This window comes from Enterococcus casseliflavus, assembly GCF_029215545.1.
Lineage (GTDB): Bacteria > Bacillota > Bacilli > Lactobacillales > Enterococcaceae > Enterococcus_D > Enterococcus_D casseliflavus.
Map to the genome: position 1 here is coordinate 1,394,399 of NZ_CP119393.1, position 24,678 is coordinate 1,419,076.

Annotated in this window: 31 protein-coding genes; 29 read left to right on the forward strand and 2 right to left on the reverse strand. The window is 41.1% G+C overall.

Annotated features, from left to right (window positions below; genetic code table 11):
- Positions 1–12: 12 nt before the first annotated feature.
- The 6 genes from P0G38_RS06800 to P0G38_RS06825 all read left to right on the forward strand — a co-directional run bounded on the left by P0G38_RS06800 (position 13) and on the right by P0G38_RS06825 (position 3,000).
- Entirely contained in the window at positions 13–888 is an 876-nt protein-coding gene (locus P0G38_RS06800) for a DnaD domain-containing protein (RefSeq protein ID WP_275854708.1), read from the forward strand.
- A 4-nt stretch (positions 889–892) separates the two neighbouring features.
- On the forward strand, positions 893–1,363 hold the full coding sequence (locus P0G38_RS06805) for a DUF1064 domain-containing protein (RefSeq protein WP_275854710.1): 471 nt from the start codon (positions 893–895) through the stop codon (positions 1,361–1,363).
- Between the two features lie 11 nt (positions 1,364–1,374).
- On the forward strand, positions 1,375–1,584 hold the full coding sequence (locus tag P0G38_RS06810) for a DUF6877 family protein (RefSeq protein WP_275854712.1): 210 nt from the start codon (positions 1,375–1,377) through the stop codon (positions 1,582–1,584).
- Positions 1,585–2,310, forward strand: coding sequence for a hypothetical protein (locus tag P0G38_RS06815; protein ID WP_275854714.1), 726 nt, complete (start codon positions 1,585–1,587; stop codon positions 2,308–2,310).
- A gap of 133 nt (positions 2,311–2,443) precedes the next feature.
- Positions 2,444–2,653, forward strand: a complete 210-nt coding sequence (locus tag P0G38_RS06820) for a hypothetical protein (protein WP_128489414.1) — start codon at positions 2,444–2,446, stop codon at positions 2,651–2,653.
- A 14-nt stretch (positions 2,654–2,667) separates the two neighbouring features.
- On the forward strand, positions 2,668–3,000 hold the full coding sequence (locus P0G38_RS06825; protein ID WP_275854716.1) for a nucleoside triphosphate pyrophosphohydrolase family protein: 333 nt from the start codon (positions 2,668–2,670) through the stop codon (positions 2,998–3,000).
- A 32-nt stretch (positions 3,001–3,032) separates the two neighbouring features.
- On the opposite strand, the gene P0G38_RS17220 is transcribed toward P0G38_RS06825, so the two are convergent.
- Positions 3,033–3,239: a KTSC domain-containing protein gene (locus tag P0G38_RS17220; RefSeq protein WP_420842479.1), complete on the reverse strand. Its 207-nt coding sequence runs from the start codon at positions 3,237–3,239 to the stop codon at positions 3,033–3,035.
- 133 nt (positions 3,240–3,372) lie between these two features.
- Here P0G38_RS17220 and P0G38_RS06830 point away from each other — a divergent pair, with 133 nt between their 5' ends.
- From P0G38_RS06830 to P0G38_RS06845, 4 genes are all read left to right on the forward strand, one after another.
- Positions 3,373–4,269 carry a hypothetical protein gene (locus tag P0G38_RS06830; protein WP_275854718.1) on the forward strand — a complete coding sequence of 299 codons (897 nt, stop codon included), beginning with the start codon at positions 3,373–3,375 and terminating at the stop codon, positions 4,267–4,269.
- Between the two features lie 114 nt (positions 4,270–4,383).
- Complete coding sequence (locus tag P0G38_RS06835; RefSeq protein WP_275854720.1) at positions 4,384–4,590, forward strand: hypothetical protein; 207 nt, start codon at positions 4,384–4,386, stop codon at positions 4,588–4,590.
- A gap of 82 nt (positions 4,591–4,672) precedes the next feature.
- Positions 4,673–5,188 (forward strand): ArpU family phage packaging/lysis transcriptional regulator, encoded by a 516-nt coding sequence (locus P0G38_RS06840; protein WP_275854722.1) that lies wholly within the window; start codon positions 4,673–4,675, stop codon positions 5,186–5,188.
- A 292-nt stretch (positions 5,189–5,480) separates the two neighbouring features.
- Positions 5,481–6,416, forward strand: a complete 936-nt coding sequence (locus tag P0G38_RS06845; protein WP_275854725.1) for a TIR domain-containing protein — start codon at positions 5,481–5,483, stop codon at positions 6,414–6,416.
- Between the two features lie 258 nt (positions 6,417–6,674).
- On the opposite strand, the gene P0G38_RS06850 is transcribed toward P0G38_RS06845, so the two are convergent.
- Positions 6,675–7,235, reverse strand: coding sequence for a hypothetical protein (locus P0G38_RS06850; RefSeq protein ID WP_275854727.1), 561 nt, complete (start codon positions 7,233–7,235; stop codon positions 6,675–6,677).
- 127 nt (positions 7,236–7,362) lie between these two features.
- On the opposite strand from P0G38_RS06850, the gene terS reads away from it, so the two are divergent.
- The 19 genes from terS (at position 7,363) to P0G38_RS06945 (ending at position 24,677) form a co-directional block, all read left to right on the forward strand.
- Positions 7,363–8,181 carry a phage terminase small subunit gene (terS, locus tag P0G38_RS06855; protein WP_275854729.1) on the forward strand — a complete coding sequence of 273 codons (819 nt, stop codon included), beginning with the start codon at positions 7,363–7,365 and terminating at the stop codon, positions 8,179–8,181.
- Between the two features lie 5 nt (positions 8,182–8,186).
- Positions 8,187–9,461: a PBSX family phage terminase large subunit gene (locus P0G38_RS06860; protein ID WP_275854731.1), complete on the forward strand. Its 1,275-nt coding sequence runs from the start codon at positions 8,187–8,189 to the stop codon at positions 9,459–9,461.
- 10 nt (positions 9,462–9,471) lie between these two features.
- Positions 9,472–10,863 carry a phage portal protein gene (locus tag P0G38_RS06865; RefSeq protein WP_275854733.1) on the forward strand — a complete coding sequence of 464 codons (1,392 nt, stop codon included), beginning with the start codon at positions 9,472–9,474 and terminating at the stop codon, positions 10,861–10,863.
- A 3-nt stretch (positions 10,864–10,866) separates the two neighbouring features.
- Positions 10,867–11,874, forward strand: coding sequence for a minor capsid protein (locus P0G38_RS06870; protein ID WP_275854735.1), 1,008 nt, complete (start codon positions 10,867–10,869; stop codon positions 11,872–11,874).
- A gap of 165 nt (positions 11,875–12,039) precedes the next feature.
- Positions 12,040–12,627 (forward strand): phage scaffolding protein, encoded by a 588-nt coding sequence (locus tag P0G38_RS06875; RefSeq protein WP_275854737.1) that lies wholly within the window; start codon positions 12,040–12,042, stop codon positions 12,625–12,627.
- Positions 12,627–13,625, forward strand: coding sequence for a head protein (locus tag P0G38_RS06880; protein WP_275854739.1), 999 nt, complete (start codon positions 12,627–12,629; stop codon positions 13,623–13,625). The genes P0G38_RS06875 and P0G38_RS06880 overlap by 1 nt, the downstream gene beginning before the upstream one ends.
- A gap of 10 nt (positions 13,626–13,635) precedes the next feature.
- Complete coding sequence (locus P0G38_RS06885) at positions 13,636–14,010, forward strand: head-tail connector protein (protein WP_275854741.1); 375 nt, start codon at positions 13,636–13,638, stop codon at positions 14,008–14,010.
- A gap of 4 nt (positions 14,011–14,014) precedes the next feature.
- A complete protein-coding gene (locus P0G38_RS06890; protein WP_275854743.1) occupies positions 14,015–14,377 on the forward strand; it encodes a hypothetical protein in 363 nt (120 codons plus the stop codon).
- Positions 14,374–14,841 (forward strand): HK97 gp10 family phage protein, encoded by a 468-nt coding sequence (locus tag P0G38_RS06895; protein ID WP_275854745.1) that lies wholly within the window; start codon positions 14,374–14,376, stop codon positions 14,839–14,841. Before P0G38_RS06890 ends, P0G38_RS06895 begins: the two co-directional genes overlap by 4 nt.
- Positions 14,838–15,257 (forward strand): phage tail terminator family protein, encoded by a 420-nt coding sequence (locus P0G38_RS06900; RefSeq protein ID WP_275854747.1) that lies wholly within the window; start codon positions 14,838–14,840, stop codon positions 15,255–15,257. Before P0G38_RS06895 ends, P0G38_RS06900 begins: the two co-directional genes overlap by 4 nt.
- Positions 15,254–15,460, forward strand: a complete 207-nt coding sequence (locus P0G38_RS06905) for a hypothetical protein (RefSeq protein ID WP_275854749.1) — start codon at positions 15,254–15,256, stop codon at positions 15,458–15,460. Before P0G38_RS06900 ends, P0G38_RS06905 begins: the two co-directional genes overlap by 4 nt.
- Positions 15,461–16,765 carry a phage tail sheath family protein gene (locus P0G38_RS06910; RefSeq protein ID WP_275854751.1) on the forward strand — a complete coding sequence of 435 codons (1,305 nt, stop codon included), beginning with the start codon at positions 15,461–15,463 and terminating at the stop codon, positions 16,763–16,765. It abuts the gene before it with no gap.
- An 18-nt stretch (positions 16,766–16,783) separates the two neighbouring features.
- Positions 16,784–17,251 carry a phage tail tube protein gene (locus P0G38_RS06915; RefSeq protein WP_213334283.1) on the forward strand — a complete coding sequence of 156 codons (468 nt, stop codon included), beginning with the start codon at positions 16,784–16,786 and terminating at the stop codon, positions 17,249–17,251.
- 18 nt (positions 17,252–17,269) lie between these two features.
- Positions 17,270–17,665, forward strand: a complete 396-nt coding sequence (locus P0G38_RS06920; protein ID WP_128489468.1) for a phage tail assembly chaperone — start codon at positions 17,270–17,272, stop codon at positions 17,663–17,665.
- Complete coding sequence (locus P0G38_RS06925; RefSeq protein ID WP_275854754.1) at positions 17,665–17,841, forward strand: hypothetical protein; 177 nt, start codon at positions 17,665–17,667, stop codon at positions 17,839–17,841. The genes P0G38_RS06920 and P0G38_RS06925 overlap by 1 nt, the downstream gene beginning before the upstream one ends.
- 205 nt (positions 17,842–18,046) lie before the next feature.
- Positions 18,047–22,702: a tape measure protein gene (locus P0G38_RS06930; RefSeq protein WP_275854756.1), complete on the forward strand. Its 4,656-nt coding sequence runs from the start codon at positions 18,047–18,049 to the stop codon at positions 22,700–22,702.
- 9 nt (positions 22,703–22,711) lie between these two features.
- Positions 22,712–23,386, forward strand: coding sequence for a hypothetical protein (locus P0G38_RS06935; RefSeq protein ID WP_275854758.1), 675 nt, complete (start codon positions 22,712–22,714; stop codon positions 23,384–23,386).
- Positions 23,386–24,363 carry an XkdQ/YqbQ family protein gene (locus P0G38_RS06940; RefSeq protein WP_275854760.1) on the forward strand — a complete coding sequence of 326 codons (978 nt, stop codon included), beginning with the start codon at positions 23,386–23,388 and terminating at the stop codon, positions 24,361–24,363. Before P0G38_RS06935 ends, P0G38_RS06940 begins: the two co-directional genes overlap by 1 nt.
- Before the next feature lie 65 nt (positions 24,364–24,428).
- Positions 24,429–24,677, forward strand: coding sequence for a DUF2577 domain-containing protein (locus P0G38_RS06945; protein ID WP_275855229.1), 249 nt, complete (start codon positions 24,429–24,431; stop codon positions 24,675–24,677).
- Position 24,678 lies beyond the last annotated feature (1 nt).

A 24,678-nucleotide genomic window follows, 5' to 3' on the forward strand; every position in this document is an offset into this window, starting at 1 on the left:
GTGGTGGGACGAATGAACCTAGGCTATATCAAATTATATCGAAAAGTGACTAGTTCATTCGTTTGGGCCAATCCTAATATGTTAAAACTTTGGTTGCTATGTTTGATAAAGGCTAGTCACAAAGAAAGTCGTTTTGTTTTTAATGGGCAAGAAGTACGCGTGTCCAGCGGTCAATTCGTCACAGGGCGCGCCATTATTGAGAAAGAGTTCAATGAGGGGGTACCACGTGACCAACAGATTGTCGGGCGTACGTTATGGAGATGGTTAAAAAAATTTGAAAAAGAAGAAATGTTGTCCATCAAATCAACGACGAAACACAGCGTCATATCAATAAAAAATTGGGATGAGTATCAGTCGAGTGACCAACAAGTGTCCAGCGGTCGTCCATCAACTGTCCAACAAGTGTCCACATACAAGAATGATAAGAATGATAAGAATGAAAAGAATAATAACATACATGATGGAGAGCATCCAGCTGAGCTGATTCAAAAACTTTACAACAAATTCCCGACAGGCGTTCTTCAAGGAGAGTTGGCTAGATGGTTGCAGGAATGGCCAAGGGAGATGATCTGTTTTGCAATCCAAACTTCTTACGATTATGGCAAGGAGATGGGTTCTCTTAAACCGTATATAAACCGAATTTTGGAGAATTGGAGAACGAATGGTATTGACAGTTTGGAAAAGGCAGTTGCTGCAAACAATCAATTTAAAAACCGAAACAGCTCTCCACGTAAAAAGACGACTTATGTCACACAGAAACCAATTCGATCGGAGCCGATACCAGAATGGTTTAATGAAGAGCCTTCTGAGCCAGTTATATCTCCGGAGCGACAGGCTGAGCTTGATGCGAAACTTCAAAACTATTTAAGTCATAAGAAAGAGGAGTGATCATTTGTCATCACCAACTGCATTAAATAAACGAGGCAACAAAGTTCATTTGGATGACTTTGTTTTCGACTCAGAAAAAGAAGCATTGTTTTATCAGCGTTTTGTTAAAGGGTGTGGGTTGCCGTTTGAAGTGCATCCACGATTCAAACTTACAGAACTTACTGAGTTGCCAGGAGGCGGCGGTAAGATCTCGCAAATTGCCTACTCTCCTGATTTTATTATTAAGAATCATGACGGAACTTGGCGGCATGTGATCGATGTGAAGAACAGTTTTGGCATGTATGGCATCGATCAATCTAACAAGCTAAGATTCAGACTTTTTGCTATCAAGTACGGACATCCGGTCGAGGCTGCTGTGATTCGAAAGAATGATTTCAAAGTAATCACACAGGGCGTGACAAAACCTTTGAATGAGAAACGTCCATTTATAGCTAGGAACTTTGATTATCACTGGAAAGATGCAACCGGCTACTAAGGAGTGGTTAAGTGAACGAAGAAGTGGCTCAAGTTGAAGCAGAAATAAACAACATTATTGCAGAAAACAATTTTCCTCTTGAAGTGTTAAACGATGTTTTTCACCGATTGAATTGCTGCTCAGATCTACCATACGTTAAACAACAATTGCGTTATTTGCAAAACTACAAAAGACAAATTTTAGATAAAAATAATGAGAATACTTCAAAGGAGGACAAATAAATGTCACTAGAATTTAGACCAACCATCAAATCAATTAATATTGCCAGCGAGGATTTAACAAAAATTACACTTGAGGTGAAAAACCGATCACTCGACGGCAAATATGATGATTTACGACGTTTCTCCGGAAAAACTGTGAATCTTACGATCATCCCGGAGTATTACCGTTACTCGATTCCTTTTGACAAAAGCACAAACGCTCCGACCCAGGAATATGTTGTTAACAATGACGGTACTATCGATTTTGTCAAAAAAGAACAAACACAGCTTGAAGTTGATGAGCAAGGAAACATCGATATCGAAGATCGCCCTTTCGAGGTAACAAAAGAAATCGTCGACGAGTTTATAAGAGCCGCGAAATCTCTTGAATTTCCGGGTAACATCAATCCTCGAAGCGTACTGATCAGAATCGAAGACGGTGAAGCGATCGAAGAAATTGCGGAAGATTACGAAATGTCAGCACTCACCGTATTGAGCGAACTTGAAAAGGCTCGTGAATACTATGCTCCGTATGCAGCTGCTTGGGACAAGAAACGAAACGAGGTCGTTTTCCAAGAGACGAAAGAAGCTGAGGATGAGGGGAACGAATCAGAGGAAAACAGTACCGAAAGTGATGATTTGAGTACCGAATCTAATGAAAATGATACCAAAGAATCTGATTCTGAAACGGAAGAGGATCAAGCAGAAACAGATGATGACTTCGAGGACGAGGTTGATCCGTACTAAATGATATGCAGATCTTGTAAAGACGAACGCATAGTTTGGAGAAAAGACAAGTTTGGCCGGGCAGTTGCGAAAAGCTGCCCGGTATGTAACCGAAATGGCTTAGCAATAAAAAAAGAAATGAGGGATCTTGAACGTGAGCACCAAAAAAGGGGTTATTGAAGTCTTTTGGACAAATGTCTTGTGGCATGCGGAAAACAAAAAAGTACCAATTTCTGAAATTATGAATGGAAACACTAAAAAAGCGCAAAACAAAATTGCGAACGTCACTTTAAAAAGAGTTCAAGAGATTTCGCAAATTTTGGATATTGATGATTATGCGATTTTGTTTGAAGAGGTCGAATAATCGGAGGAATTTCTATGAAAACAATTAAACAATTACAAACTGAGGTTCATGAGAACGCAGTAAAGCATGGCTGGTGGGATAAAGAAAGAGAATTCGGTACGCTCATAGCTTTGTGCCATTCCGAATTGTCAGAAGCGTTAGAAGAATCTCGGAACGGTCACGAGCTTAACGAAACTTATCTAGGCGAAAACGGCAAACTTGAAGGCGTGCCTTCTGAATTTGCCGATGTGGTTATTCGTATCATGGACATGTGCGAAAGGTACGGCATTGATTTGCAAGATATCATTGAGCATAAGCATGAGTTTAACAAAAGCAGACCATATAAACATGGTGGAAAGAAGTTCTAGTACCGACAGATTTTACCAACTAGGTAGCATATTCAATACCCTTTACGACAAGGATAGTTTTTTATATGTCTGTTATAAAATAAGGTCTTTGAATGAGCCTTAAAAAAAGCATCATAAATATGTGAAGGAATTTCAGTATAGGTGTATATGTTAGCTTTAAAATCAATTCGTAACTCCTTTAGCATCGGGTCATAACCAAATGCAATAAATCGTTCTCTACGGACGGGTATCATATCCATGTTGATATTCCTCCTCTATTAATAGTTATATAGAGAGTTTATTATGGCTAATGCGTAAAAGAGTACTTGGACTATATTATCGTCAATAAAAAGTTGGTTATCCACCAAAATAACCAACTGAAGGAGGAGGAAAATGAAGCAAAAGTTTATTGAAAAGAGGTTTCGGCAAGAATCACTTTACATGATAGAGCTGATAAATGACGTGATTAATGAGTACCACCAAAAAGGTTATGATCTTACATTGCGGCAAGTATATTACCAGTTAGTGGCGGCCGATTTAATTGAGAATAGCGAGAGATCCTATAAAAACATTGGAAACTTGATCAATGATGGCCGACTAGCAGGTTTAATCGATTGGGATGCAATTATTGATCGGACTAGAAACTTACGAGGATTAGGATCAGATGTCAAGCCGGAAATCACTATTTACAGGGCGGCTAAATTGTACCGCTTAGATAAATGGGAGAATCAACCGTATCATATTGAAGTTTGGGTGGAAAAAGATGCGCTAGCAGGAATCATCGGGCAGATTTGCAATCGATTGGATATCGACTATTTTTCTTGTCGAGGATACACGTCACAATCTGAAATGTGGAGAGCGGCACGACGGTTGATTGAATATGAGGAAGATGGGAAAGAAACAGTGATTCTTCATTTGGGTGATCACGATCCTAGCGGAATTGATATGAGCCGAGATATCACAGAAAGACTTGAATTATTCGGCGCATATCCGGAGTTCAAACGCCTAGCTCTAAATATGGATCAAGTGGAGGAATATTCTCCGCCGCCTAATCCTGCCAAGCTATCAGATAGTCGTGCAAAGGGATATATCAAGAATTATGGTCGTTCAAGTTGGGAGCTTGATGCATTAAAGCCAGAAACATTAGATGAGTTGATCACGTATAATATTTCACCATACATTGATTATTCTTTGCTCACGCAAACAGAAGATCGAGAAAAAGAAGAGCAGCAGCTGCTAGAGAAAGTAAGTGATCGATGGCCGGATGTTCGTAGATTTTTAGAAGCATAAAAGTACTATTAGTCAGCCAGCTATCCGACGAAATATCATAAAAATACTCTAACAACACATGCAATGTTAACACTTTGCCTTTTTTTGAAAAAAATATCAACAGGAGGATCAACAATGAAAAGTTTAATTATCTGGCTGCCTACAGGGCAAACGATGAAATTTGAAGATGTGCGTGATTTTGAAGATGACCCATTGGCATATATCGGTTCTGTGTTGAAGTTTAACTATATAGGTGTCTCAACTGGCGTGAGACGGGATGCTGTTTTTAGAAGAGACATGATTATGGGCTGGGCTTTGGAACAGGGGGAAAGTGATGGATAAACAATAAAAAAGCCGGATTCCTCCGACCCAAAATAATATTTTCGACAAAGATATTATATCACAATAGGAGGAATCGGACATAATGGCACTTTTTGATGTTAGTAAATACCAAATCCCAGAGCCTGATCAAATCGACATGAAACTCACAAGAAAGAATTTCGAGATATTCATGACTGAATATGGGGCGGTTAGGGAAAAAGTAGGCAAAAACAGAATGCCAAAAATGACCCAATCATTTGGGCCTACCGCTTCCTCACCAAACCGTGAATATTCTGGAGATGCTGAAAGATTTATGATTGAACGAGAGGAATTTATGCCGGAATATAAAGAACTACATTCGATTTTTGGCCAAGGATACCTAGCAATCAGTAATCCGTTGAGAGAAGGTGGGACGGAAAGACGGCGACAGCTATTCATGCTTAGATATGTTTACGGACATAGCGTTCAGCAGATTTGTGAACGAATATTTGCAGGTCGGACTTTTGTTTCAGACGAAAGTCAAAAAGGGTTTATTCAATTTTGTAGCAAAGTTGGTCTGCTCGTATATACTGACGAAGCAGAGGAAATGATTAAGAGAATTGGCAAAACATTTTACTAACGAACATTTTACGGAATATTGCGGTTATTTCTCGGCGCACACCGGTCATTTATCTTGTTATTATGATATTGTCAAAAAGATTAAGAGAGACGGTCTATGACTACTCACATACGTATAAACCGAAAGGGGGCTAATTCCTCATCGCTTTGATTCAATGACGGATATAAAAGACAGCACACTATTTGATGGAGGAGATACCTCTTTTCAAAATTTGCTAGTACTGTCTTTTTGTTATTGCTTTCATTTTAATCGAAAGGTATGATTGTTTAAAAATGAAAGTTGGTTTGATAAAATGGATTTATTTTTAAGTTGGTCAACTGATAGAAGTAAAAAACTTGCATGTATATTTAATGATTGGGTAACTAAAGTAATACCTCAACTTGAAGTTTATTATTCTCCCAATGATATTCAACCTGGAGAAAGATGGAGTGATAGTATAAAAGACGGCTTAAAAGGAAATCCTATGGGTATTTTTTTTGTTGTTGAAGAAAATATTGTTCAACCTTGGTTAAACTTTGAAGCTGGCGCTATATCCAATCAAGTGGGAAATACGAATGTAATACCTCTTTTACATGATATTGTACCATCAAGAATAACGGGACCGTTGACGCAATTCCAAGCAATTGCTTATAACAAGGATGATTTTAGAAGACTCATAAGGTTGATTAATGTAAACATTACAGATGTAAGGAAAATTGATCAATCAATATTAGATGAGATTTTTGATAAATGGTATCCTGATTTTGAAAAGCAATACGAAAAATTTAAAACTGAAAATCCAAGTCCGGAAGTTAAAGAAGTTAGCGGTACATTAGATGAAGACGGGCAATTATCAGAAGTCTTATCCATTTTAAGATCAATGGAAAGAAACTCCTTGAATAATAGTTTGGTAGATAGACCTCAAAGAATAAATGAGAATACTATCTACTATCAGAAAAATTTATTCGATGACATAGAAGAATTAGAAGTGGTTGATCCTATTAGATATAAGATTGCAATCCGTAATATCGAACTAGAATATGACGAATTCATAATGGAAATTAAAAAGTGGGCTTTTTCATACAATGGTAAAATAAACTTAAAAAGGATAAATCGTAATTCAAAAGGGACTTACTACGTTACAATTGAACTAGCAGAAACATATAAGAATTCTTCTTTAATAATTAATAGTATAATGAAAGATTTATATTCACTCTTGCCTTCAAAAACTAAAATAACAATACTTTAATAGAAATTGTAAGGATCGTGATTTAAATGGTTGTGAGAGGACCTACATGGTAACGAAAGCTTTTCGTAGATAATTTAAAAACCGAAAAAAGAATCAGACAAAGGTTGTCATTGAAGCTGAACACAGTCCCGTGTCTGACAGTTCACAAGCTTTTCAACTCTTTCAAAATCCTATAGTTTTAGAATATCTTAAAATACGAGAGAAGCAGCTGGAGAAGGATTGAAGCAGACTCGATGTTTAAAGATACTGAGAATTAAGTTAATATTTATTACGCTCTGATCTGGTGTAATTTTTCTTTTTTTCGTACAATTCAATTTTTTCTTTTTGATTCTTTAATTTGATATTTTGAATTTCGTAGTGTTTATAAATTATATCTTGTATAGATTTTATGGACTTAGGTGAAATAGCGAGAAGATTTACAAAACTTCCTGCTAACAACACCCAAAATTTTATAGCTTCTACAGTATCTTGGCTAAACTCTAACCCTGGTAATAATTCAATAAAGCCACCGCGAGGCGTTAAATATTTTAGATCGGAAGTGCAAGCAAGTAGAACTTGTTTAGACTCATCAGTCAATTCAGATGAATCTAAAACTATCTGTTTAAGATCTATATTATTTTCTTGTAGATAATTTTGAATCTGAAAAGACAAATGTGTGACATCTGACATTAAGTCTTTGTATTCGTCAGAAGGGCCGTTGCAATTTGCTATGAAAACATATGATTGTAATTTTCTTTTTTCAAAAGAATCAAGCGAAGTGTTTTTACTGATTTCACTCAATTCAGCAACGAGTTGGTTGATTTCTATATTATTATCCATAGGGCACATCCTTTTTTTCAATGATTATATCATGGACAGTTAGCAAAAGTGCTGAGATATAATGGCAGCTCGAAATATCAGAAAACAAAACTCAACAAATTAATGATCGTGAGGTGGTGCATATTGAATGGCTAGGCAACGAGATCCAAGAAGAGATGAATCAAGAGAGATATGGCTAAAATCCGATGGCAAAAAGCTTTTGAAGGAAATTGCAGAAGAGTTAGGCGTTTCTGATTCGCAAATCCGGAAGTGGAAATCGCAGGATAAATGGGCCGAAGAATTGAAAGGTAATGTTACTAATGCCAAAAGTAACGTTACCAATAGAGGTGGTGCGCCACCAGGCAACAAAAACGCTGAAGGCAACAGGGGAAATTGTCGAGCATCGCCGCCAACGGGTAACAAAAATGCGTTGAAAACAGGCGAACATGAAACTATCTTTGCTGAATATCTAACTGAAGAAGAAAAGGATCTTTATTCTAATTTGAATGATGATCCTTTTTTTGTGCTTTCAGAAGAGATAAGACTGCTAAAAGTTCGGCAAGTTCGTATGATGAAGCGCATCGCAAATGCTGAAGCCGGTCTGACTGAAAAAGAGACAGAGCAGCTCTTTGAGTTGCGTGGGCGTAAGACGCTGATCGAATCAAAAAAATTAGGAAGGAAAGTGCAGGTCGACGTTCCGGAACTTGTGCTAACAGAAGAGAAGATAAAAAGCTTTCGAAAACTCGATGACATTTTAGCGATCGAGGATGCACTCACTCGTGTCAGCGCTCAGCTGCAGCGAGCAGTAAAGCAGCTTGCTGATTTGACGATGAATGACAAACGTGGTCAATTGATCGATGCTCAAATTGATCACACAAAAGCGCAGACGACTAAAGCCCTAATCAATAAGGACGGCGATGAAAATGATGGCGGAACAGTTATCAACATCATTGACGATATAGGGTGATCAGCATGGCTAAAGTTGTAACACAAAAAAATGTAAAACTCACTGATGTTCTAGCTCCTTCATTTTATTCATTTCATAAAGCAGTAAAAGACGGATTAAATTCTTCGTATTGGTTAAAAGGCGGACGTGGATCAACAAAATCGTCAGCTATTTCAGTTGAAATTATCCTCGGGATTGAGAAAGATTCTAACGCCAACGCAGTTGTTTTACGAAAGGTAGCTGAAACACTTCGAGAATCAGTCTATGAACAAATGCTATGGGCAATTGACATTCTTGGATTAACCGATGAATATCATGCATCAGTCAAGCCACTACGAATAACTAAAATTAAGACAGGTCAACGCATCATCTTCAAAGGTGCTGAAAAGCCGAAAAAGGTAAAGGCATCAAAATTCCGCCGAGGATATGCAAAGTATATTTGGTATGAGGAAGTCGATGAATTTAACTCGATGGCCGAAATTAGAACGATCAACCAATCCTTGGGTCGTGGTGGTGCAGGCATCACCATCTTCTATTCGTTCAATCCGCCGGAAAGTAACACTAACTGGACAAACTTAGAAATTCAACAGCAACAAGTTCGTGATGAGGTTTTTGTCCATCACAGCGATTACACAACTGTTTCGAAAGAATGGTTAGGGGAATTGTTCATCCAAGAGGCAGAACACCTCAAGAAGACGAATGAGGACAAATACAGGCATGAGTATCTAGGCGAGGTAACTGGTACCGGCGCAGAAGTATTTAAAAATATCACCGTCCGTAAAATCACTGATGATGAAATTGCAAGCTTTGATAAAGTATCGCACGGTATCGACCACGGTTACGCCGGGGATCCGATGCATTATACGAAAAACCACTTCGACAAAACGCGGCGCAAGCTTTATATTTTCGGAGAGGTTCACAAAGCGGGATTATCTAATCTCAAGGCGGTTTCAGCAATTAGGAAACTAAATCCTGACAATGAAATCGTCATAGCTGATAGTGCCGAACCTAGAACAAATAATGAGTTTAAGGATTTAGGTCTGAAAATAAAAGGAGCCAAAAAAGGGCCAGGATCTATTGCGCACGGTATCAAATGGATGCAGGATCTAGAAGAAATCATTATAGATCCGTATCGCTGTCCTAATACTAAGAGAGAGTTTTCGACGTATGAATTAGAGAGAGATTCTAACGGCAACCTTAAAGGATCTTATCCTGATAAGAATAATCACTCGATTGATGCTGTTCGCTACTCTCGTGAGGAAGAAATGAAGAAACCGGCGAAAGTGAAAATCATGAAATAGGAGGTGCCACTTGGATTTAGAAACAGTTAAAAGAATAATTAGCGAAAACTATAAAGGCTTTCCTGCCAGGAACCAAAAAATTCGTAAATCTGAACTTTACTATCAAAACAAAAATGATATTTTGCGCAAACGAAATCCGCTGGCAGAAAAACTGAAGGATGATGATCCCGACAATCCATTGCGAAACGCTGACAATCGGATAAGCCACTCTTTCCATCAACTTCTTGTCAATCAAAAAGCTGCCTATGCAATGACAGTACCGCCTTTGTTTGACGTTGATGACAAACACTTGAACGAGGAAATCGTAAAGTTGTTAGGGGATGTATATCCCAAGGTTGCAAAAGATCTTTGTATAAACGCAAGCAATGCTGGTGTTGCATGGCTGCATGTATGGCGAGATGAAAAACAACAGAATTTCTTTAGATACGCCGTCATAGATTCGAAGCAAATCATTCCGATTTATTCAAAGCGTTTAGCAAATCAACTTGAAGGGGTATTGAGAATTTATGAAGATTATGACGAACAAGGTGATGTAAATCTTGTATATGAGTTTTGGAATAACGAAGAGTGCAGTGCTTACTCAAGACCGAAAGGCAAACCATTGGAAGATTTGGAAGAACATAACGTGTTTGATATGGTTGACGTTGGAACCAACGAGAAACGATCAAAATCGAACACCTATAAACATGGTTGGTCAAAAATACCGTTCATCCCATTGAGAAATAACCCTCTGCAACAGCCTGACTTGGAAATGTATAAAGCATTGATTGACGTCTATGACAAAGTTTTTTCTGGCTTCGTAAATGACGTCGATGATATACAAGAGATCATATATGTTTTGACGAACTACGGTGGGGAAAGCAAAAAAGAATTCCTCGATGATTTGAAAAAATACAAGATGATCAAGGTTGAAGATGACGGCCAGGGAGCTAAAGGCGGCGTTCAAACATTAGCAGTTGATATTCCTATTGAAGCGAGATCCAAAATCTTAGAAACAACTCGGGAAAGCATTTTTGTCCATGGACAAGGTGTGGATCCCCAAAAAAATATTGGGCAGAATAATAGCGGTGCTGCTTTAAAATATATGTACTCGTTACTTGAACTTAAAGCGTCAATGTTAGAAACCGAATTCCGATTAGGCTTTGCGGAGTTAGTTCGCTTCATTCTAGAGTACTCGGATGCGAATGCCGATGTGACTATTAAACAAACGTGGACGCGATCGGCGATTAATAACGATCTCGAACAAGCTGATATCGTTAGCAAGTTAGCGCCGGTGACTAGTGAAGAAAACTTAGCCAAATCCAATCCAATCGTTGAGAATTGGGAAACGGAGATCGCAAACCTGCAGTCGGAAAGAGTACGTACCTTTCGTGGTGAAGACGATTATCGAGAAGAGGAGTAATCTATGAGATATTGGCAGAGACGTTACCTGCAGATTTCTATCGATCGTGATCGTCGTGATCAGGAATACATCCGACAAATGCAAAAAGAGTATCGACGTCTGTCAAAATCAATGTACAAGGAAATCCGGCGGTGGACGGAACGCTACGCCGATAATGATCAGATATCGATCAAAGAAGCGCAGGCCCTTTTATCAAAAAAGGAGCAAAAGACCTGGTCGATGACGCTCGAACAATATCGCCAGAAGGCAAAATCTGGCGGTTATGAGCAAGAGTTAAATCGTGAGTATTTAAAATCAAGAGTTAGTCGTTTGGATCAACTTCAACGACAGCTATACTTTGAACTTGCGGAGATGGCGAACAATCAAGAAGCAGCGCTGCAATCATATTTAAAAGAATCGCTTAATGAGAGCTACCTCCGCCAGATCTATGAATTGACCGACCGAGGTGCTTTTTCTTTAGATTTTAGTCGATACAGCAGCTATGCATTACAGGTCGCAATATCAAAGCCGTGGAAAGGCGGTAACTTTTCGAGCAGAATATGGAAAAGCCATCTGAAAACTATTCCGGATCGATTGGCAAAAACGATGTCACTATCATTACTTCACGGATGGGGAATTGATCGGACAGTAAAAGAAATGATGTTCGGTATTGACTCTGTGTTGCGTAATCGGATGACGACATTAGTTCAAACAGAATCGGCCCATTTGGCTGAAGTTGCAAATGAGAAAGCCATGGCTGAAACAGGTGTTAAAGAATGGGAATGGCTTGCTACTCTTGAAGCACATACTTGTGATCGCTGTGGAGATCTAGATAGTCAACAATTTGAGCGAGGCGATCCCGACGCTCCGGATTGCCCTGATCATCCAAACTGCAGGTGCACACGCGTGCCGGTAATCCCCGGCTGGTCAAGTGTATCGAGGTGGCAACGTGATCCGGAAACCGGCGAGGGTAGTGTTAAGGATTATCGAAAGTTCGAAGATTGGAAACGAGAAAAAATGGGAGTGGCTTAGTTGGATGTAGACGAATTAGAAGAATATTGGGAATTTGAAGATATAGGTTTGTTTAGTCTAGCTTGCTAGGCTTTTTATTTTGCATCAAGATCGACCGGGATGTCGTTAAACTATCAAAATCCATTCGTGGTCGTAGCCACGTTAAAAAACGAAAGGACGAATAATATGAAAAGAGAAGACTTGAAAAAAATTGGACTGTCGGATGAGCAAGTAGATGCGGTGATGGCGCAGCATGGCCAAACTGTCCATTCACTTAACACTCAAATCGCTACATTGCAGCAGTCGGAAACAGAGCTAAAGAATCAGGTGTCAAAAAATGCTGAAGACTTGAAGAAACTGCAAAAAGACAACAGCGATAACGAAGAATTGAAAAAACAGCTGAAGGAGTTGCAAAAAGAAAATGCAGCACAAGAAGCAAAATATCAGGAATCACTCACGAAAGTGCAACGTGATTCGGCTCTTTCAACGTTGCTTGCTGAAGCAAAAGTAAAGAATCCTAAAGCTGTTGCTGCATTGTTGGATGATGAAAAAATCGTCTTCAAGGACGGTGAATTGTCCGGCGCAAAAGAACAGATCAAGGAATTGCAAAAATCGGATGCTTATCTTTTCGACTTAGGCACGAAGCAAGGCGGATATAATCCACCAGCAGGACAAGCGACCGAGAAAACCTACAACTCTTTTGAGGAAGCAATGGAAGCAGATGATCTCGAAACTTACTTTAACGAACAAGAAGAATTAGGAGGAAATGTATAATGGCAAGTTTAATCACACAAATCAAAGACTTAATCACACCAGAGCAATATGATCAATACCAAGCGTTTTATGCAGAAAAGCACTCTGCGTTTATTAATAGTGGTGTTATGGTTGCGGATCCACGCGTTAACAAAAATATCGAATCAGGCGGTCTCTTACTTAACATGCCGGAATTCGGGCGTATCGAAGGTACCGACCAAATCTTGAAGGAAGATCGATCACTGAAAACCGGTAAGATCTCAGCGAAAAAACAAGTAGCATATGTAATGTATCGTGGGTCTGGTTTCGCTGCATCCGAGTTATCTGCAATTGTTACTGGATCCAAACCACGCCAAGAAATTTTACGCCAATTAGGTGACTTCACCTTAGAAAATGATCAAGCAATTCTGTTATCGATTATGGCCGGGCTATTTGCTGATGCAGCAGGCGAGGATCCAGCAGGTGCCTTACACGATAGTCATTTGTCTGATGAATCCAAGGCGAGCTCTGGTATTGAAGCAAACATGATCTTAGACGCTAAGCAATTGTTGGGAACAAGTGCAGGAAAACTGACAACATTGGCTATGCATTCTAAAACAAAGACCGCATTGCAAAAACAAAACACGGCAACTAAAAACTATATCCCAGCATCAGAATCAAAAGTAAACTTCGACACTTATCTAGGCTACCGTGTCATCGAGGATGATACTTTACCAGTTGGAGGAACACAAGCAAATCCGGTATTTACAACGTACCTGATGGCTGGCGCATCCATTGGTCGAAACACAGCAACTCCGGAAGATATGACGACTTTTGAGGTTGATCGTGACAAGGCTGCCGGAAACGACAAGCTATACACACGTCGAGCGATTGTTATGCATCCATACGGCTTATCTTTTGAACCAGAGGAATTATCTGACTTTACACCAACAAACGGTGATTTGGCAAACCCGGTCAACTGGAAAAAAGTGCGTGAAGACAAGCAGATCGGGTTAGTTGCATTGAAACACAAATTATAGGAGAAGTCGTATGAAAGAACTGCAAAAGCGAATCTTAGATAGATTAAAAAAGCTCAAAGGCATCGATGATGAGAAATCAGACGATGTCTTTTTGTTTGCAGTCGAAACAGCCATTCAGGAGATTTTAAGCTATTGCCACTTTGATGTAGATGACTGGCCGGTTGCTTTGGATAATACTGCAGTTTTGATGTCAGTGGATCTGATCAACGAAACAAGTTTCTCTCTCAACGCTGCAGAAGCTGAAGGAGAAGTGAAATCGTTAAGCGAGGGCGATTTCTCAATTGCAAAAGAAACGAGGGCTGAGGCGTATCAAAAGATGATGCAAGCACCTTCTTTTGCTAGAAATTATTCAAAGGTTTTAAACAGATTCAGACGATTGAGGTGATCAGATGAACATCTTTGAATTTGCAAAAAGAGAATTCGAAAAGCAATACGATTGCAAAATGACCGTTTCTGCTAATAAACCTGAAAAGGTTGGATCGGTAACAAAGCCAAAGTGGACAGCTGTGATCAGTAATCAACCTTGCAGAATTTCTCAAAAACAAGTATCGCCAGTCAGCGATGGCAATGTAGCAGAAGTCACATACAATACGATGCTCTATTGTGATCCAGCGCTTGTCATTCCAGCTGGATCACGCATTTCTATTACCGACACACACGGCAAATCGAGAGACTACAAGCGATCTTCCGAAGGTTTTTCGAGTTATCACACTCATCAGGAAATCATTATCGTTCGCGAGGTACAGGCATGAGTGATTTTGAGTTTGATCAATTCTTAAAATTTGCGAATCAGTTTCATAAGAATCTGCAAGAAGAAACATTCATCATCGATGTAATGAATCGCCTTGGAAATCTGATGATTCGTGAAGTTAAGATGCGTACTCCGGTTGGCCAATATGACAATTCGGTCTTCTTCGCTCGAGACGGGAAGCTGTTTGTGTTTGAAGCATCTGGTGGTCGGAATCGAGTCGGTGGTGAATTGCGTCGAAATTGGGTGCTCGAAGGCGCACAAGCGACTGGTGATGGGTTTATCGTCACTATCTCAAATAACACCGAATACGCGCCATTTGTCGAGAATGGCCATCGAACGGTTAACGGCGGCTGGGTCGAAGGTCAGTTCTTTCTAAAAATCACCATGGAAGAGATCATTGGTCAGCTGCCCAAAATCGTCGGGCCGGCTTATGAAGAATATTTGAGAGGATTTGGTTTCTCATGATTGATGTAACTTTGGCAATTGCAAACGAACTTTCTAGGATCGTTCCTGATGCGGTCATCTATCGGGAAAATCAAGAGCAAGGCTTTGAAGAACCGTCTTTTTATATTTATGAGATCATGGCGGACAGCAAAGGCGAATTGATGGCTTACGAAAGTCGCAAGCACCTTTATTGCGTGATGTGGTTTCCTGATCGATCAGTAGATGATCCTGGCGTAAAAGAACAGTGCGAAAAGATGCGTATCAAGCTCCTAGACGAGTTTCGTCGTCTTGATGATTTATCAGTCGGGCTACTCGATAGAGAAGCTAGAATCGAATCTCAGGCGCTCCATTTTACATTTACTTTGCGCTATCGTGTTGCGCCAGTTGATGACACACCGAAAATAGAAGCGTTCGAACAAAGAGGAGGGGTAAAGTGACTAAAAAAGAAAAAAAGAAACTTGAAGTAGAAACAAAAGCAACACCGTCTGAAAAAAAATACGAAAAAAACGAGCTATTGAAGTCGACAGAGTTCAGCAAGATTGAAGCCGACTTCTTGGGTGCATATTTGTCGGATGGGGCATACAGCATTGCCGAAGCAAAGCAGTTGCTGATCAAATTAAGAAAGGAAAAGGTGAAATAAATGGCAGGAGGAACATGGACAACACAGAATAAGGTAAGACCAGGCGCTTATATCAATGTGCGATCAAGCGGAGGACTTGGCCCAGCTGATTCGGTATCAGGGGTAACAGCATTGCCGATTGCATTAGATTTTGGCCCAGAGGGGGAAGTCGTGACGGTGACATCGTCATCTGACCTGACCGCTTTTGGCTATGATTTGACGGATCCGCAACTCTTATTGTTGCGTGAAGCATTGAAGCAAGCGGCAACTGTACTTGTTTATCGTGTCGGATCTGGAGGAAGGGCCGCTGCAACCGAAGGTGATCTATCGATTACGGCGTTATATGGCGGAACGCGTGGGAATGCGATCAGTGTCGTTTCGAAAGAAAATGTGAACGTGACGGATGCCTACGATGTAGAAACATATTTGGCAGGACGTTTAGTAGATCGGCAAACAGCGAAAACGATCGAGGAGTTATCCGCGAATCGAGTAGTGAACTTTGTCGGATCCGGAGAGTTAACGGCTTTTTCAGTTGTCTTAGAAAATGGCTCAAATACTCCGGCGACCGCGAACGACTACATGACCTTTTTCAGTAAGATTCAAGTCTTTGAATTTAATACATTAGCATTGCCAGTGCAAGATGATGTGATCAAAACTGCAGGTGTTTCCTTTATCAACCGGATGCGTGAGGAAGAAGGCAAGAAATGCCAGCTGGTCGTAGCAGGCCATGCAGCTAACAACGAAGCAGTGATCAACGTGAAAAATGGGGTCATCTTACTTGATGGTACTCGTATCACATCGGAACAAGCGACCGCTTGGGTTGCAGGTGCTTCGGCATCAGCTGGTGTCGCAACTTCACTGACTTATACAAAGTACGATGGAGCGGTCGATGTAACACAACGTTTCTTAAACACTGAAATTATTGAGGCACTGCAAAATGGAGAATTCGTCTTTACTGAGCAGCGAGGAGAAGTTGTTATCGAGCAAGACATCAACAGCTTAACGTCCTTTACTGCAGATAAAAGCAAAGACTTTTCGAAAAATCGTGTTTTGCGCTGCTTAGATGACATTGCCAACAACTCGAAGAAGGCGTTCCAAGAAAACTTCATTGGACAAATCAATAACGATCAAGATGGTCGCGAGTTATTTAAAGCAGATCGGATCAATTACTTTAATGGCCTGCAAGGTACTGGAGCGATCACGAATTTCTCTGCAGATGACATCTTTATCGGCATAGGTAACGACAAAGATGCGGTTGTTATGGACGTACAAGTCCAACCGGTCGATGCAATGGAAAAACTTTACATGACCGTAGAGGTCTTATAAGAAAGGGGTAAATAGTCAATGAGTGGATTTTTGAAATCGGGTGATGTTATTTCGGGTCGTGAGGGAACTGCCTTCATGACCATTGATGGACGGAATGTACCGATGTTTTGGTTGAAGAACATCGAAGCAACAGTGGAGTTGATCAAAACAGAGGTGCCAGTCTTAGGCAAACGGATGAATCAGCAGAAGGTAACGGGGGCTAATGGTTCGGGATCTATGCTCATTCACAAAGTTACTAGTGAGTTCGCAACAATCGGGATCAACTATTTGAAATCTGGTACTATTCCGGAAATCACGATCAAAGTAACCAATGATGATCCGAACAGTACTATCGGTCGGCAATCAACGTTGATCAGCGGTGTTATCTTTGATTCGGTACCGATCGCAAAACTAGATATCGAATCAGAAACGTTGGATGAGGATGTTTCCTTTACGTTCTCGGATGCTGATTTACTTGATCAATTTAATGTACCTACACTAGGATAATTTGGGAGGAAATTATAGATGAATATCAAAAGCTTTATGATGGAAGTTGTTGGAGACACCAAAGAGGTGAAACTTGATCGTTTTGAGGAGCCCTTCGTGATTGAGGCAATATCAGAAACTGAAAATGATCGCTTGAAAAAGGTGCATACGACAAAGCGTCGGAGCAAGGCAGGAAATACAGTCAAGGATCTCGATACGGATAAATACGGCGATGCATTATTAGCTCGCTGTGTGAAAACGCCAGATCTACAAGATGCTGAATTGCAAGCCTATTACAAAACAGAAGGATCAGCGACGGATACACTCAAAGCAATGCTTTTAGCTGGTGAATATGCAAATCTAACCAAAGAAGTGTTGGAATTAAATGGCTTCAACGAATCTGAGGACGAACTGAAAGATGAAGTAAAGGACTAATGGCTTCCGGCGAATCCGGTGAGATGTGGTATGCCTATCATGCATATCACACCGCTGGATTAACGCCGGAAGCTTTTGCTTCTTTGCCAAAGCGTGAAAGAGCCATGATCATGGCATTTACCGACATTCGCATTGAAGCCGAAGAGAAGGCAATGAAAAAAGCAAAAAAGAGGTGACTAGATGACAACACTTGAAGCTAGTTTAAAGCTTCGAGATCAATTTACCGCGGTTTTACAAACAATCGACAGCAGCTTAAATAAAACAACGCAGACCATGAGCGCTTTTAAACAGAAAGCTGCAGGGCCGGCGCAAGCCCTTAACCAAATGGCCAGCTTGGCTGCATCTGCTGTAAATAAGTTAGGATCTTCAATGAGGAATGGATTGGATAAAGTTTGGGGAATCGTCCAATCAACAACTCAGCGGATCATGACTTTGTTTGGAAACTTCGGAAATCAGATCTCGTCGAAGCTAAATCTTGGTGGAGTCGCTTCGAAGATTTCTTCAACGTTTAGCGGTATTACGAGTAAAGTTTGGTCGGCGTTTTCTGGAATTGGGAAAATCGCTGGATCGGCATTTTCGCCGTTATTGTCTGCAGCTAAAAGTTTAGGTACTGGCGTATCCTCAGTTTTCACTAGTGTGATTAATCACGCTAAAAGCTTTGGATCTAATTTAGGTAATGCCTTTAAAGGGGCCAAAAATTCCTTCAATCAATTTGGCAATGATTTGAAATCTGGCTTTTCCGGAATCAAAGAATCGACTGGACAAGCTACCACAGGTGTTAAGGGTTTTGTGACTGCTTTGGGTCTGATGAAAGTAGCTGGCGCGGCGATCGGTGTCGTAAAAGGCTCAATTGATGGAGCTATTGATCGTTTTGATACGCTTAATCAATTTCCTAAAATGATGCAGGCAGTTGGATTTTCAATGGACGAAGTCAACGATAGTCGACAACGTTTGGTAGACGGGATTGATGGTTTACCTACTGCTCTAAACGAAGTTGTGCCAACTACTCAACGGATTGCCACGATGACCGGTGACTTAGACAATGCGACTAAGACCACGATTTCATTGAACAATGCATTTTTGGCTTCCGGAGCTGATTCGGCAAAAGCAGCACAAGGGCTTGAGCAATATGTGCAAATGCTAGGTCGTGGCGAGGTTAACTTGACTTCTTGGCGCTCATTGATGGACACCATGCCGGTTGCACTTAACGATGTGGCTAAAGCCTTTGGCTACACTGGGAAATCAGCGCAATACGACTTGTACGATGCTTTGGACAAAGGTCATGTGACGTTTGATCAATTTAATGCAAAACTGATCGAGCTTTTTGACACCGGAACTGAAGGTGCAAAACGGGCCTTGATCGGATCGGAAGGGATCAAGACAAGTTTTAAAAACATCCGGACAGCCGTAACCAACGGTGTCGAGGGATCCATTCGCAAACTGGATGAAATGTCCGAGGCCTTCAGCGGAAAAACTATTGCCCAACATCTTGATAGCGGAAAAGATTTAGTCCGAGGATTTTTCAAATCCATCAATGGCTATACCGATGAAAGTGGTGAGTACATCGAGGGATTCATGGATAAGATCCCAGGCATGATTGAAAAAGTGCGTCCTTATCTGGATGTTTTGAAAGATGCTTTTGAGGATATTAAAGAGCCGATCGGAAATGCGATATCTGCAGTAAAAGAAAGCTTGGCGGAACTAACTGGCGCTTTCGGTAGTGAAGCTAGTGTCGCTGGTTTTAAAGGTTTTGTTGATGGAGTAACAGGAGCAATCGCAAAACTGGCTGGATTTATTGAACGGCATTCAGATGTCATTGCAAAGTTTATCTCGATGCTGCCGAAACTAGCAGCTGCCTTCGTGGGATTCAAAATTGGTAAAGGTGTTCTAACACCGTTACTAACTTTTGGCAAGGGATTGACAACCATTGTCGGTGCGACAGGTAAGCTTGCAAAGGGGTTAGGCGGCAGCCTATTGACTTTATTTGGATTCGGAAAAAAAGCACCGGGAGTGCCTGGCGGTGGGCCTGGTGGAGTTGACATGGGTGCTAAATCAATAACGAATCCGTTGGACACATTTTTGAATACCATGAATAGTTTTGCCAAAGGCGTGACTAATCTAGCGCTTGTTTTTGGCGTGATCTTGTTGATCAAACAAGCCGCACAAGCGCTGAAAGAAGTTAGCGAGAAGATTCCTGATGACTTGGGATCATTAGCAGCCAAGTTAGGCATAATGGCGTTAGCCCTTGCTGGAATGGGGGCGATTGTCGCTGTAGCCGGAAAACTGGGGGGCGAAGATCTAGGGAAGTCAATGACAGCTTTAGCAATTGTCGCAGGACTGTCTGCTAATCTGATGATCGCTGCAGAAGCGATGAAACAAATAAACGACAAAGTATCTGACGACTTCGGAAGCATTGCGACTAAACTCGCAGGCATGGCGGTAGCCTTAATCGGCATGGGAGTCATAGTCGTTGCCGCTGGAGTTCTTGCAAAGCTAAATCCATTGGCCGCAAAAGCTGGCTTAGTAATGGTGGCTGCATTTAGTTTAGAACTAATGTTAGCGGCCGAAGCAATGAAACAAATTGACGATAAGGTACCAGCTGATTTTGGCGGTTTCGCAACTAAGCTTGCATCAATTGCGCTTGCATTGGGCGGCATGGGTGCCATCGTCGCCGTTGCCGGTGTCTTAGCATCCGCGAACCCTCTCACTGCAAAGGCAGGGTTAGCAGTAGTTGCTGTACTCTGCTTAGAATTGATGTTAGCAGCTGAGGCGATGAAGCAGGTAGATGAGAAAGTGCCGAATAATATTGCTGATTTTAGTAAGAAAATTGCTAACATGGCGATTGCGATCGGCGCCTTTACAGGACTGACGATTGCGATTGGCGCTGTGATGGCGACTGGATTCGGTGGTGCTGCAATGATCGCTGGTTTTATCGCAGTTGTGGCAGTTGCCGCGGAATTGATGTTGATGGCTGAAGCAATTCAACAAGTCGATGAGAAAGTGCCGTCCGATTTTGGATCTGTTAAATCTAAAATAAATAGTCTAGTTGGTGTGATCCAATTCTTTACAGAATCCGATCTAGGTACACTTGGTGATGCACTTAAGAATTTTATCAGTGGAATCAATACAGCAATTGTTGCTGATACAGTGAACACGCTAGTGTCAGTCGCTGAAAATCTAGCCAAAATCGAACAGATCGAAGTGTCTGAAAACATTGCAGAAAAAATCGAGGATCTCTTAGGTGTCGTCAGTTTGCTAGAAGGTCGAAAAAGTTTTTGGCAATCAGTAGGCGATAGTTTTACGAGTGGCTTTGATAGCTCAACGGTCTCGAATGTCAGTGAAATGGTTGACACTATGATCATATTAGGCGAGCAATTCCAACGTATTTCGTTGGTAATGTTTACCAAAACTGCAGTCGAAAGAGCAATTGAAGATCTACAAGACTGTATTGATTTGCTAACCGGCGGTAACATTTTCATTAAAATCAATGAGCTTTGGGGAAGTGGCTTGGATAAAGGAACTGTTCGAAATGTGAGTGAGATTGTTGACACACTTATAGAACTAGGCGAGCAATTCAAACGATTATCATTAGTGATGTTTGCTCAGAGCGCAGTAGAAAAAGCAATCAAAGAAATTCAAAAGTGCATTGATCTATTGACTGGCGGAGATCTCCTAGCAAAGTTGAACAAATTTTGGGGAAGTGGATTAGACAAAGGTACTGTTCGAAATGTCAGCGAGATTGTTGATACACTGATTGAACTAGGTCATAAATTTCAAACTCTGCAAAACGTTCATTTTTCTTCATGGGCGGTAGAACGGGCAGTTGAAGAACTGGAAAAATGCATGAATCTGTTGACCGAGGGTGACCTTTTAAAGAAAAGGAAGGTTCACAACAAGTCATTAGATAACGTTAATCAGGCGATTGATACGTTGATTGAGATTGGCGAGGCTTTCAAGAAGTTAGAACTAGTCATCTTTTCATCAAAAGCAGTCAAACTGTCCATCGATGCATTAAAAGAAATGATTGAGCATCTAGGAGAAGCGGAATTAGGGCAACTCGCCAAATCAGTGATCAAGAGTTCCGAGGTTGCTAAACTGCAAGAATCTATCGACAGTTTAGTTCAAGTTGCGGAAGCAATCAGAGATTTCCCTGAGATCGACATTGCAGCAGTAGACACAGCTATTGAAAGTATTGCCGATGTGATCACAAAGATGAATGAGTTTCCGGAGGTAACTGGAGTAGATGGGCTATCTGAGATGGTTACTACTTTCCAAACGTTAGCTGAAGAGCTGCAGAGCTTTATTGATATCACTGAGGCAAGCATTTCGGGCCTAGAAAGTGCAGCGTCTTCTTTCGAGGGAAGTATGCAAACGATGCAGTCAACTACGGAAGAGGCGATGTCAGCCATTCAAGAAGCTGCCAAAAGCGGCATGGATGAATTGGTAGTGTCAGTTGAAACAGGAATGACACAATCTGCATCGGCGGCCCAAAGCGGCAAAGGGAAAATCGTCCAAGCGTTCTCGGGCTTGAATGGAGAATTGCGATCAGCCGGTTTACATGCAATGTCTGGGCTTACAGCCGGTATCCAAGCCGGAGCTAGTTCCGCGATTGCTGCAGCTCAATCTGTAGCAAGCAGAGTAGCGGCAACAGTACGCAAAGCACTTGATATCAATTCACCATCTAGGGTCATGATGGCCATAGGCGGCTTTGTTTCCGAAGGGTTAGCAAATGGGATCATGACGGCTCAAAACTTAGTACAAAGGGCTAGTGATACACTAGCGTTAGCTGCTATTCCTGATCAGTTAGCAACAGTTTCAACTAGCGGAGTGATCACTAGCAACGTGCAAGTTGATGACAAAGATATCTCGCGGATCAAAGCTTCTGCAAGTCAAACAATCGTCGTGCAGCATAAACAAGTCGTTCCTCAAGTAACAGTCAATGTTGAAAACAATAATGGCGATCCTGTTGACGTTGATGAAATCGTCGAGCGTGTAGAAGAAGTGATCTTAGATGCACTAGATGCAGATTTGAGTTAGGAGGCATGTATGGCAATCAAATTTTATTTAGAGATAAATGGGAGGCGGTATATGCTTCCCGTTAACCCGGGTGCAGTATTAGTTGATGTTCCCGGACGTAACGAGTCGAATGAAGTGGTCAAGTTGGGGGAAATAACCCATCTGGCCTCTAAAGGATTAAAAGCAGTCACATTTGACTGCTTTTTTCCTGCATCAGAAAATCATTCGATGATTTTAAACGGGAGTTCGTTTCTTCCACCGAATGATTATTGTGCGTTGATCGAGAAAGCAATGGATGATCAAAAGCCGATTCGTATGATCATAACAGATTCAAAAATAAACATGTTGACCTCAATTGAATCTTTTAATTGGTCAATTGTGGACTCAACTGGTGATTTTGAATATTCGATCACATTAAAAGAATATCGAGAGTATGCTGCAAAGTTTGTCAAAACTGTCACAAAACAGGTTAGCCAGCAGCCTGCTCGGCCTGTTGTCAGTCAAGAGATTACGATTGGTAGCACAGTGATTGTCAACGGTCGTTTGCATCGAGACAGTTTTGGTTCAGGGCCTGGTCAGACAGAAGTCAATGCTACAAGGAAAGTAAACTTTATCCAACGAGGTCGTAGTCATCCTTATCACGTCACTTTAATCAATGGTGGATGGCGTGGTTGGGTCACGGCAGGAAGTGTGAGGCGGATTTAATGAATTTACAAATTTTAGAGACGAGCATCACATATTGGAGCATGTATGATCTATCCGAGATCGCTAGCAACCCACGTTGGACAACGGGTATTTATTCGCAACCCGGAAAATTTGAATTTTACGTTCCTGAGCAACCACGAGTTTTTCTTCGTACTGGAGACATAATTGAGGCGAAAGCCGATGGGAAAACATTTTTTAAAGGAAAAATATTTACTCGACGAAAAACAAAGTCAAGGTTGTGGCAAATTATTGCATATGACAATATGCGGTACCTCAAAAACGAAGACACAATCGTGTTCGGTGCATCGAGTGCTTCAGCACGGTTTAAGACGATTTGTGAAACTCAAGGAATGCCTTATCGAATTTTAGATCATGTTCCATATAACTGTCCTGCAGCTGTTATGGATAACCAGACATATTTTTCAATGCTTGAAGATTCTTTGACAGATACACAGTTGAATTATGGTGGTATGCGGTACAGCATTCGTGACAACGCTGGTACTTTGGAATTTTCTACGTTTAACCGTTTGATCACAAAGCTTGTCTTAGGGGATGAGTCTTTGATATCTGACTACGATTATGAATCAACAATCGATGACTCAGCCAATGCGGTGAAAGTGATTCGGGAAGATTCTGAAACTAACAGTAGAGAAATTTATACAGCAACACATTCAGGAAACATCGAAAAGTGGGGACGATTACAGATTATAGAAACAGTAAGTGATGCTGAACTTAACTCGTCACAGTTACAACAGCAGGCCAACGCATTGCTGAGAGAAAATAACAAAGAGTTTCGATCATTATCCATTGAGGCGGTCGGTACTATGGAAATTAGTGCAGGCAACAGCTTTACATTGCGTTTATCCGATATGCACCGAGAAGGTGTTGGTGATGAAAATTTAGCTTTAGTAACGAGATGCACTCATAATTTTGGAAAAATCCATACGATGGATCTAGATGTGGAGGTGATTGAATAATGCCGGGTGAAGAACTAGCAAGAATCATTAAGGATTGTAAACCTAAAGACTCAGATCTGTCAGATATGGTTTATGGTGTCGTCACTAGTACAAGTCCTTTAACGATTAGGGTCGATAATCGTTTCAGTATCACTAGCCGGCATTTAATTTTGTCGCAGATGGTTCGTCCGCTTTCAGTGACGATATCAGTCACGATTGATGGCAAGACAGGGACTGGCTCATCTCAGGTATTCCGCTCGTTACAAAGCGGCGACCGCGTGCGGATGCTGCGAGTAAGCAAGGGCCAAAAGTATTACGTGTTGGATAGGAGCTGAT

Coding starts and splice junctions, on each gene's coding strand:
- P0G38_RS06845 (WP_275854725.1), top strand. CDS start 5,481: ATGGATTTATTTTTAAGTTGGTCAACTGATAGAAGTAAAAAACTTGCA.
- P0G38_RS06935 (WP_275854758.1), top strand. CDS start 22,712: ATGGCAATCAAATTTTATTTAGAGATAAATGGGAGGCGGTATATGCTT.
- P0G38_RS06890 (WP_275854743.1), top strand. CDS start 14,015: ATGAACATCTTTGAATTTGCAAAAAGAGAATTCGAAAAGCAATACGAT.
- P0G38_RS06850 (WP_275854727.1), bottom strand. CDS start 7,235: ATGGATAATAATATAGAAATCAACCAACTCGTTGCTGAATTGAGTGAA.
- P0G38_RS06860 (WP_275854731.1), top strand. CDS start 8,187: ATGGCTAAAGTTGTAACACAAAAAAATGTAAAACTCACTGATGTTCTA.
- P0G38_RS06940 (WP_275854760.1), top strand. CDS start 23,386: ATGAATTTACAAATTTTAGAGACGAGCATCACATATTGGAGCATGTAT.
- P0G38_RS06830 (WP_275854718.1), top strand. CDS start 3,373: ATGAAGCAAAAGTTTATTGAAAAGAGGTTTCGGCAAGAATCACTTTAC.
- P0G38_RS06920 (WP_128489468.1), top strand. CDS start 17,270: ATGAATATCAAAAGCTTTATGATGGAAGTTGTTGGAGACACCAAAGAG.
- P0G38_RS06835 (WP_275854720.1), top strand. CDS start 4,384: ATGAAAAGTTTAATTATCTGGCTGCCTACAGGGCAAACGATGAAATTT.
- P0G38_RS06815 (WP_275854714.1), top strand. CDS start 1,585: ATGTCACTAGAATTTAGACCAACCATCAAATCAATTAATATTGCCAGC.
- P0G38_RS06895 (WP_275854745.1), top strand. CDS start 14,374: ATGAGTGATTTTGAGTTTGATCAATTCTTAAAATTTGCGAATCAGTTT.
- P0G38_RS06925 (WP_275854754.1), top strand. CDS start 17,665: ATGGCTTCCGGCGAATCCGGTGAGATGTGGTATGCCTATCATGCATAT.
- P0G38_RS06885 (WP_275854741.1), top strand. CDS start 13,636: ATGAAAGAACTGCAAAAGCGAATCTTAGATAGATTAAAAAAGCTCAAA.
- P0G38_RS06880 (WP_275854739.1), top strand. CDS start 12,627: ATGGCAAGTTTAATCACACAAATCAAAGACTTAATCACACCAGAGCAA.
- P0G38_RS06945 (WP_275855229.1), top strand. CDS start 24,429: ATGGTTTATGGTGTCGTCACTAGTACAAGTCCTTTAACGATTAGGGTC.
- P0G38_RS06900 (WP_275854747.1), top strand. CDS start 14,838: ATGATTGATGTAACTTTGGCAATTGCAAACGAACTTTCTAGGATCGTT.
- P0G38_RS06910 (WP_275854751.1), top strand. CDS start 15,461: ATGGCAGGAGGAACATGGACAACACAGAATAAGGTAAGACCAGGCGCT.
- P0G38_RS06840 (WP_275854722.1), top strand. CDS start 4,673: ATGGCACTTTTTGATGTTAGTAAATACCAAATCCCAGAGCCTGATCAA.
- P0G38_RS17220 (WP_420842479.1), bottom strand. CDS start 3,239: ATGGATATGATACCCGTCCGTAGAGAACGATTTATTGCATTTGGTTAT.
- P0G38_RS06875 (WP_275854737.1), top strand. CDS start 12,040: ATGAAAAGAGAAGACTTGAAAAAAATTGGACTGTCGGATGAGCAAGTA.
- P0G38_RS06800 (WP_275854708.1), top strand. CDS start 13: ATGAACCTAGGCTATATCAAATTATATCGAAAAGTGACTAGTTCATTC.
- P0G38_RS06915 (WP_213334283.1), top strand. CDS start 16,784: ATGAGTGGATTTTTGAAATCGGGTGATGTTATTTCGGGTCGTGAGGGA.
- P0G38_RS06870 (WP_275854735.1), top strand. CDS start 10,867: ATGAGATATTGGCAGAGACGTTACCTGCAGATTTCTATCGATCGTGAT.
- terS (WP_275854729.1), top strand. CDS start 7,363: ATGGCTAGGCAACGAGATCCAAGAAGAGATGAATCAAGAGAGATATGG.
- P0G38_RS06825 (WP_275854716.1), top strand. CDS start 2,668: ATGAAAACAATTAAACAATTACAAACTGAGGTTCATGAGAACGCAGTA.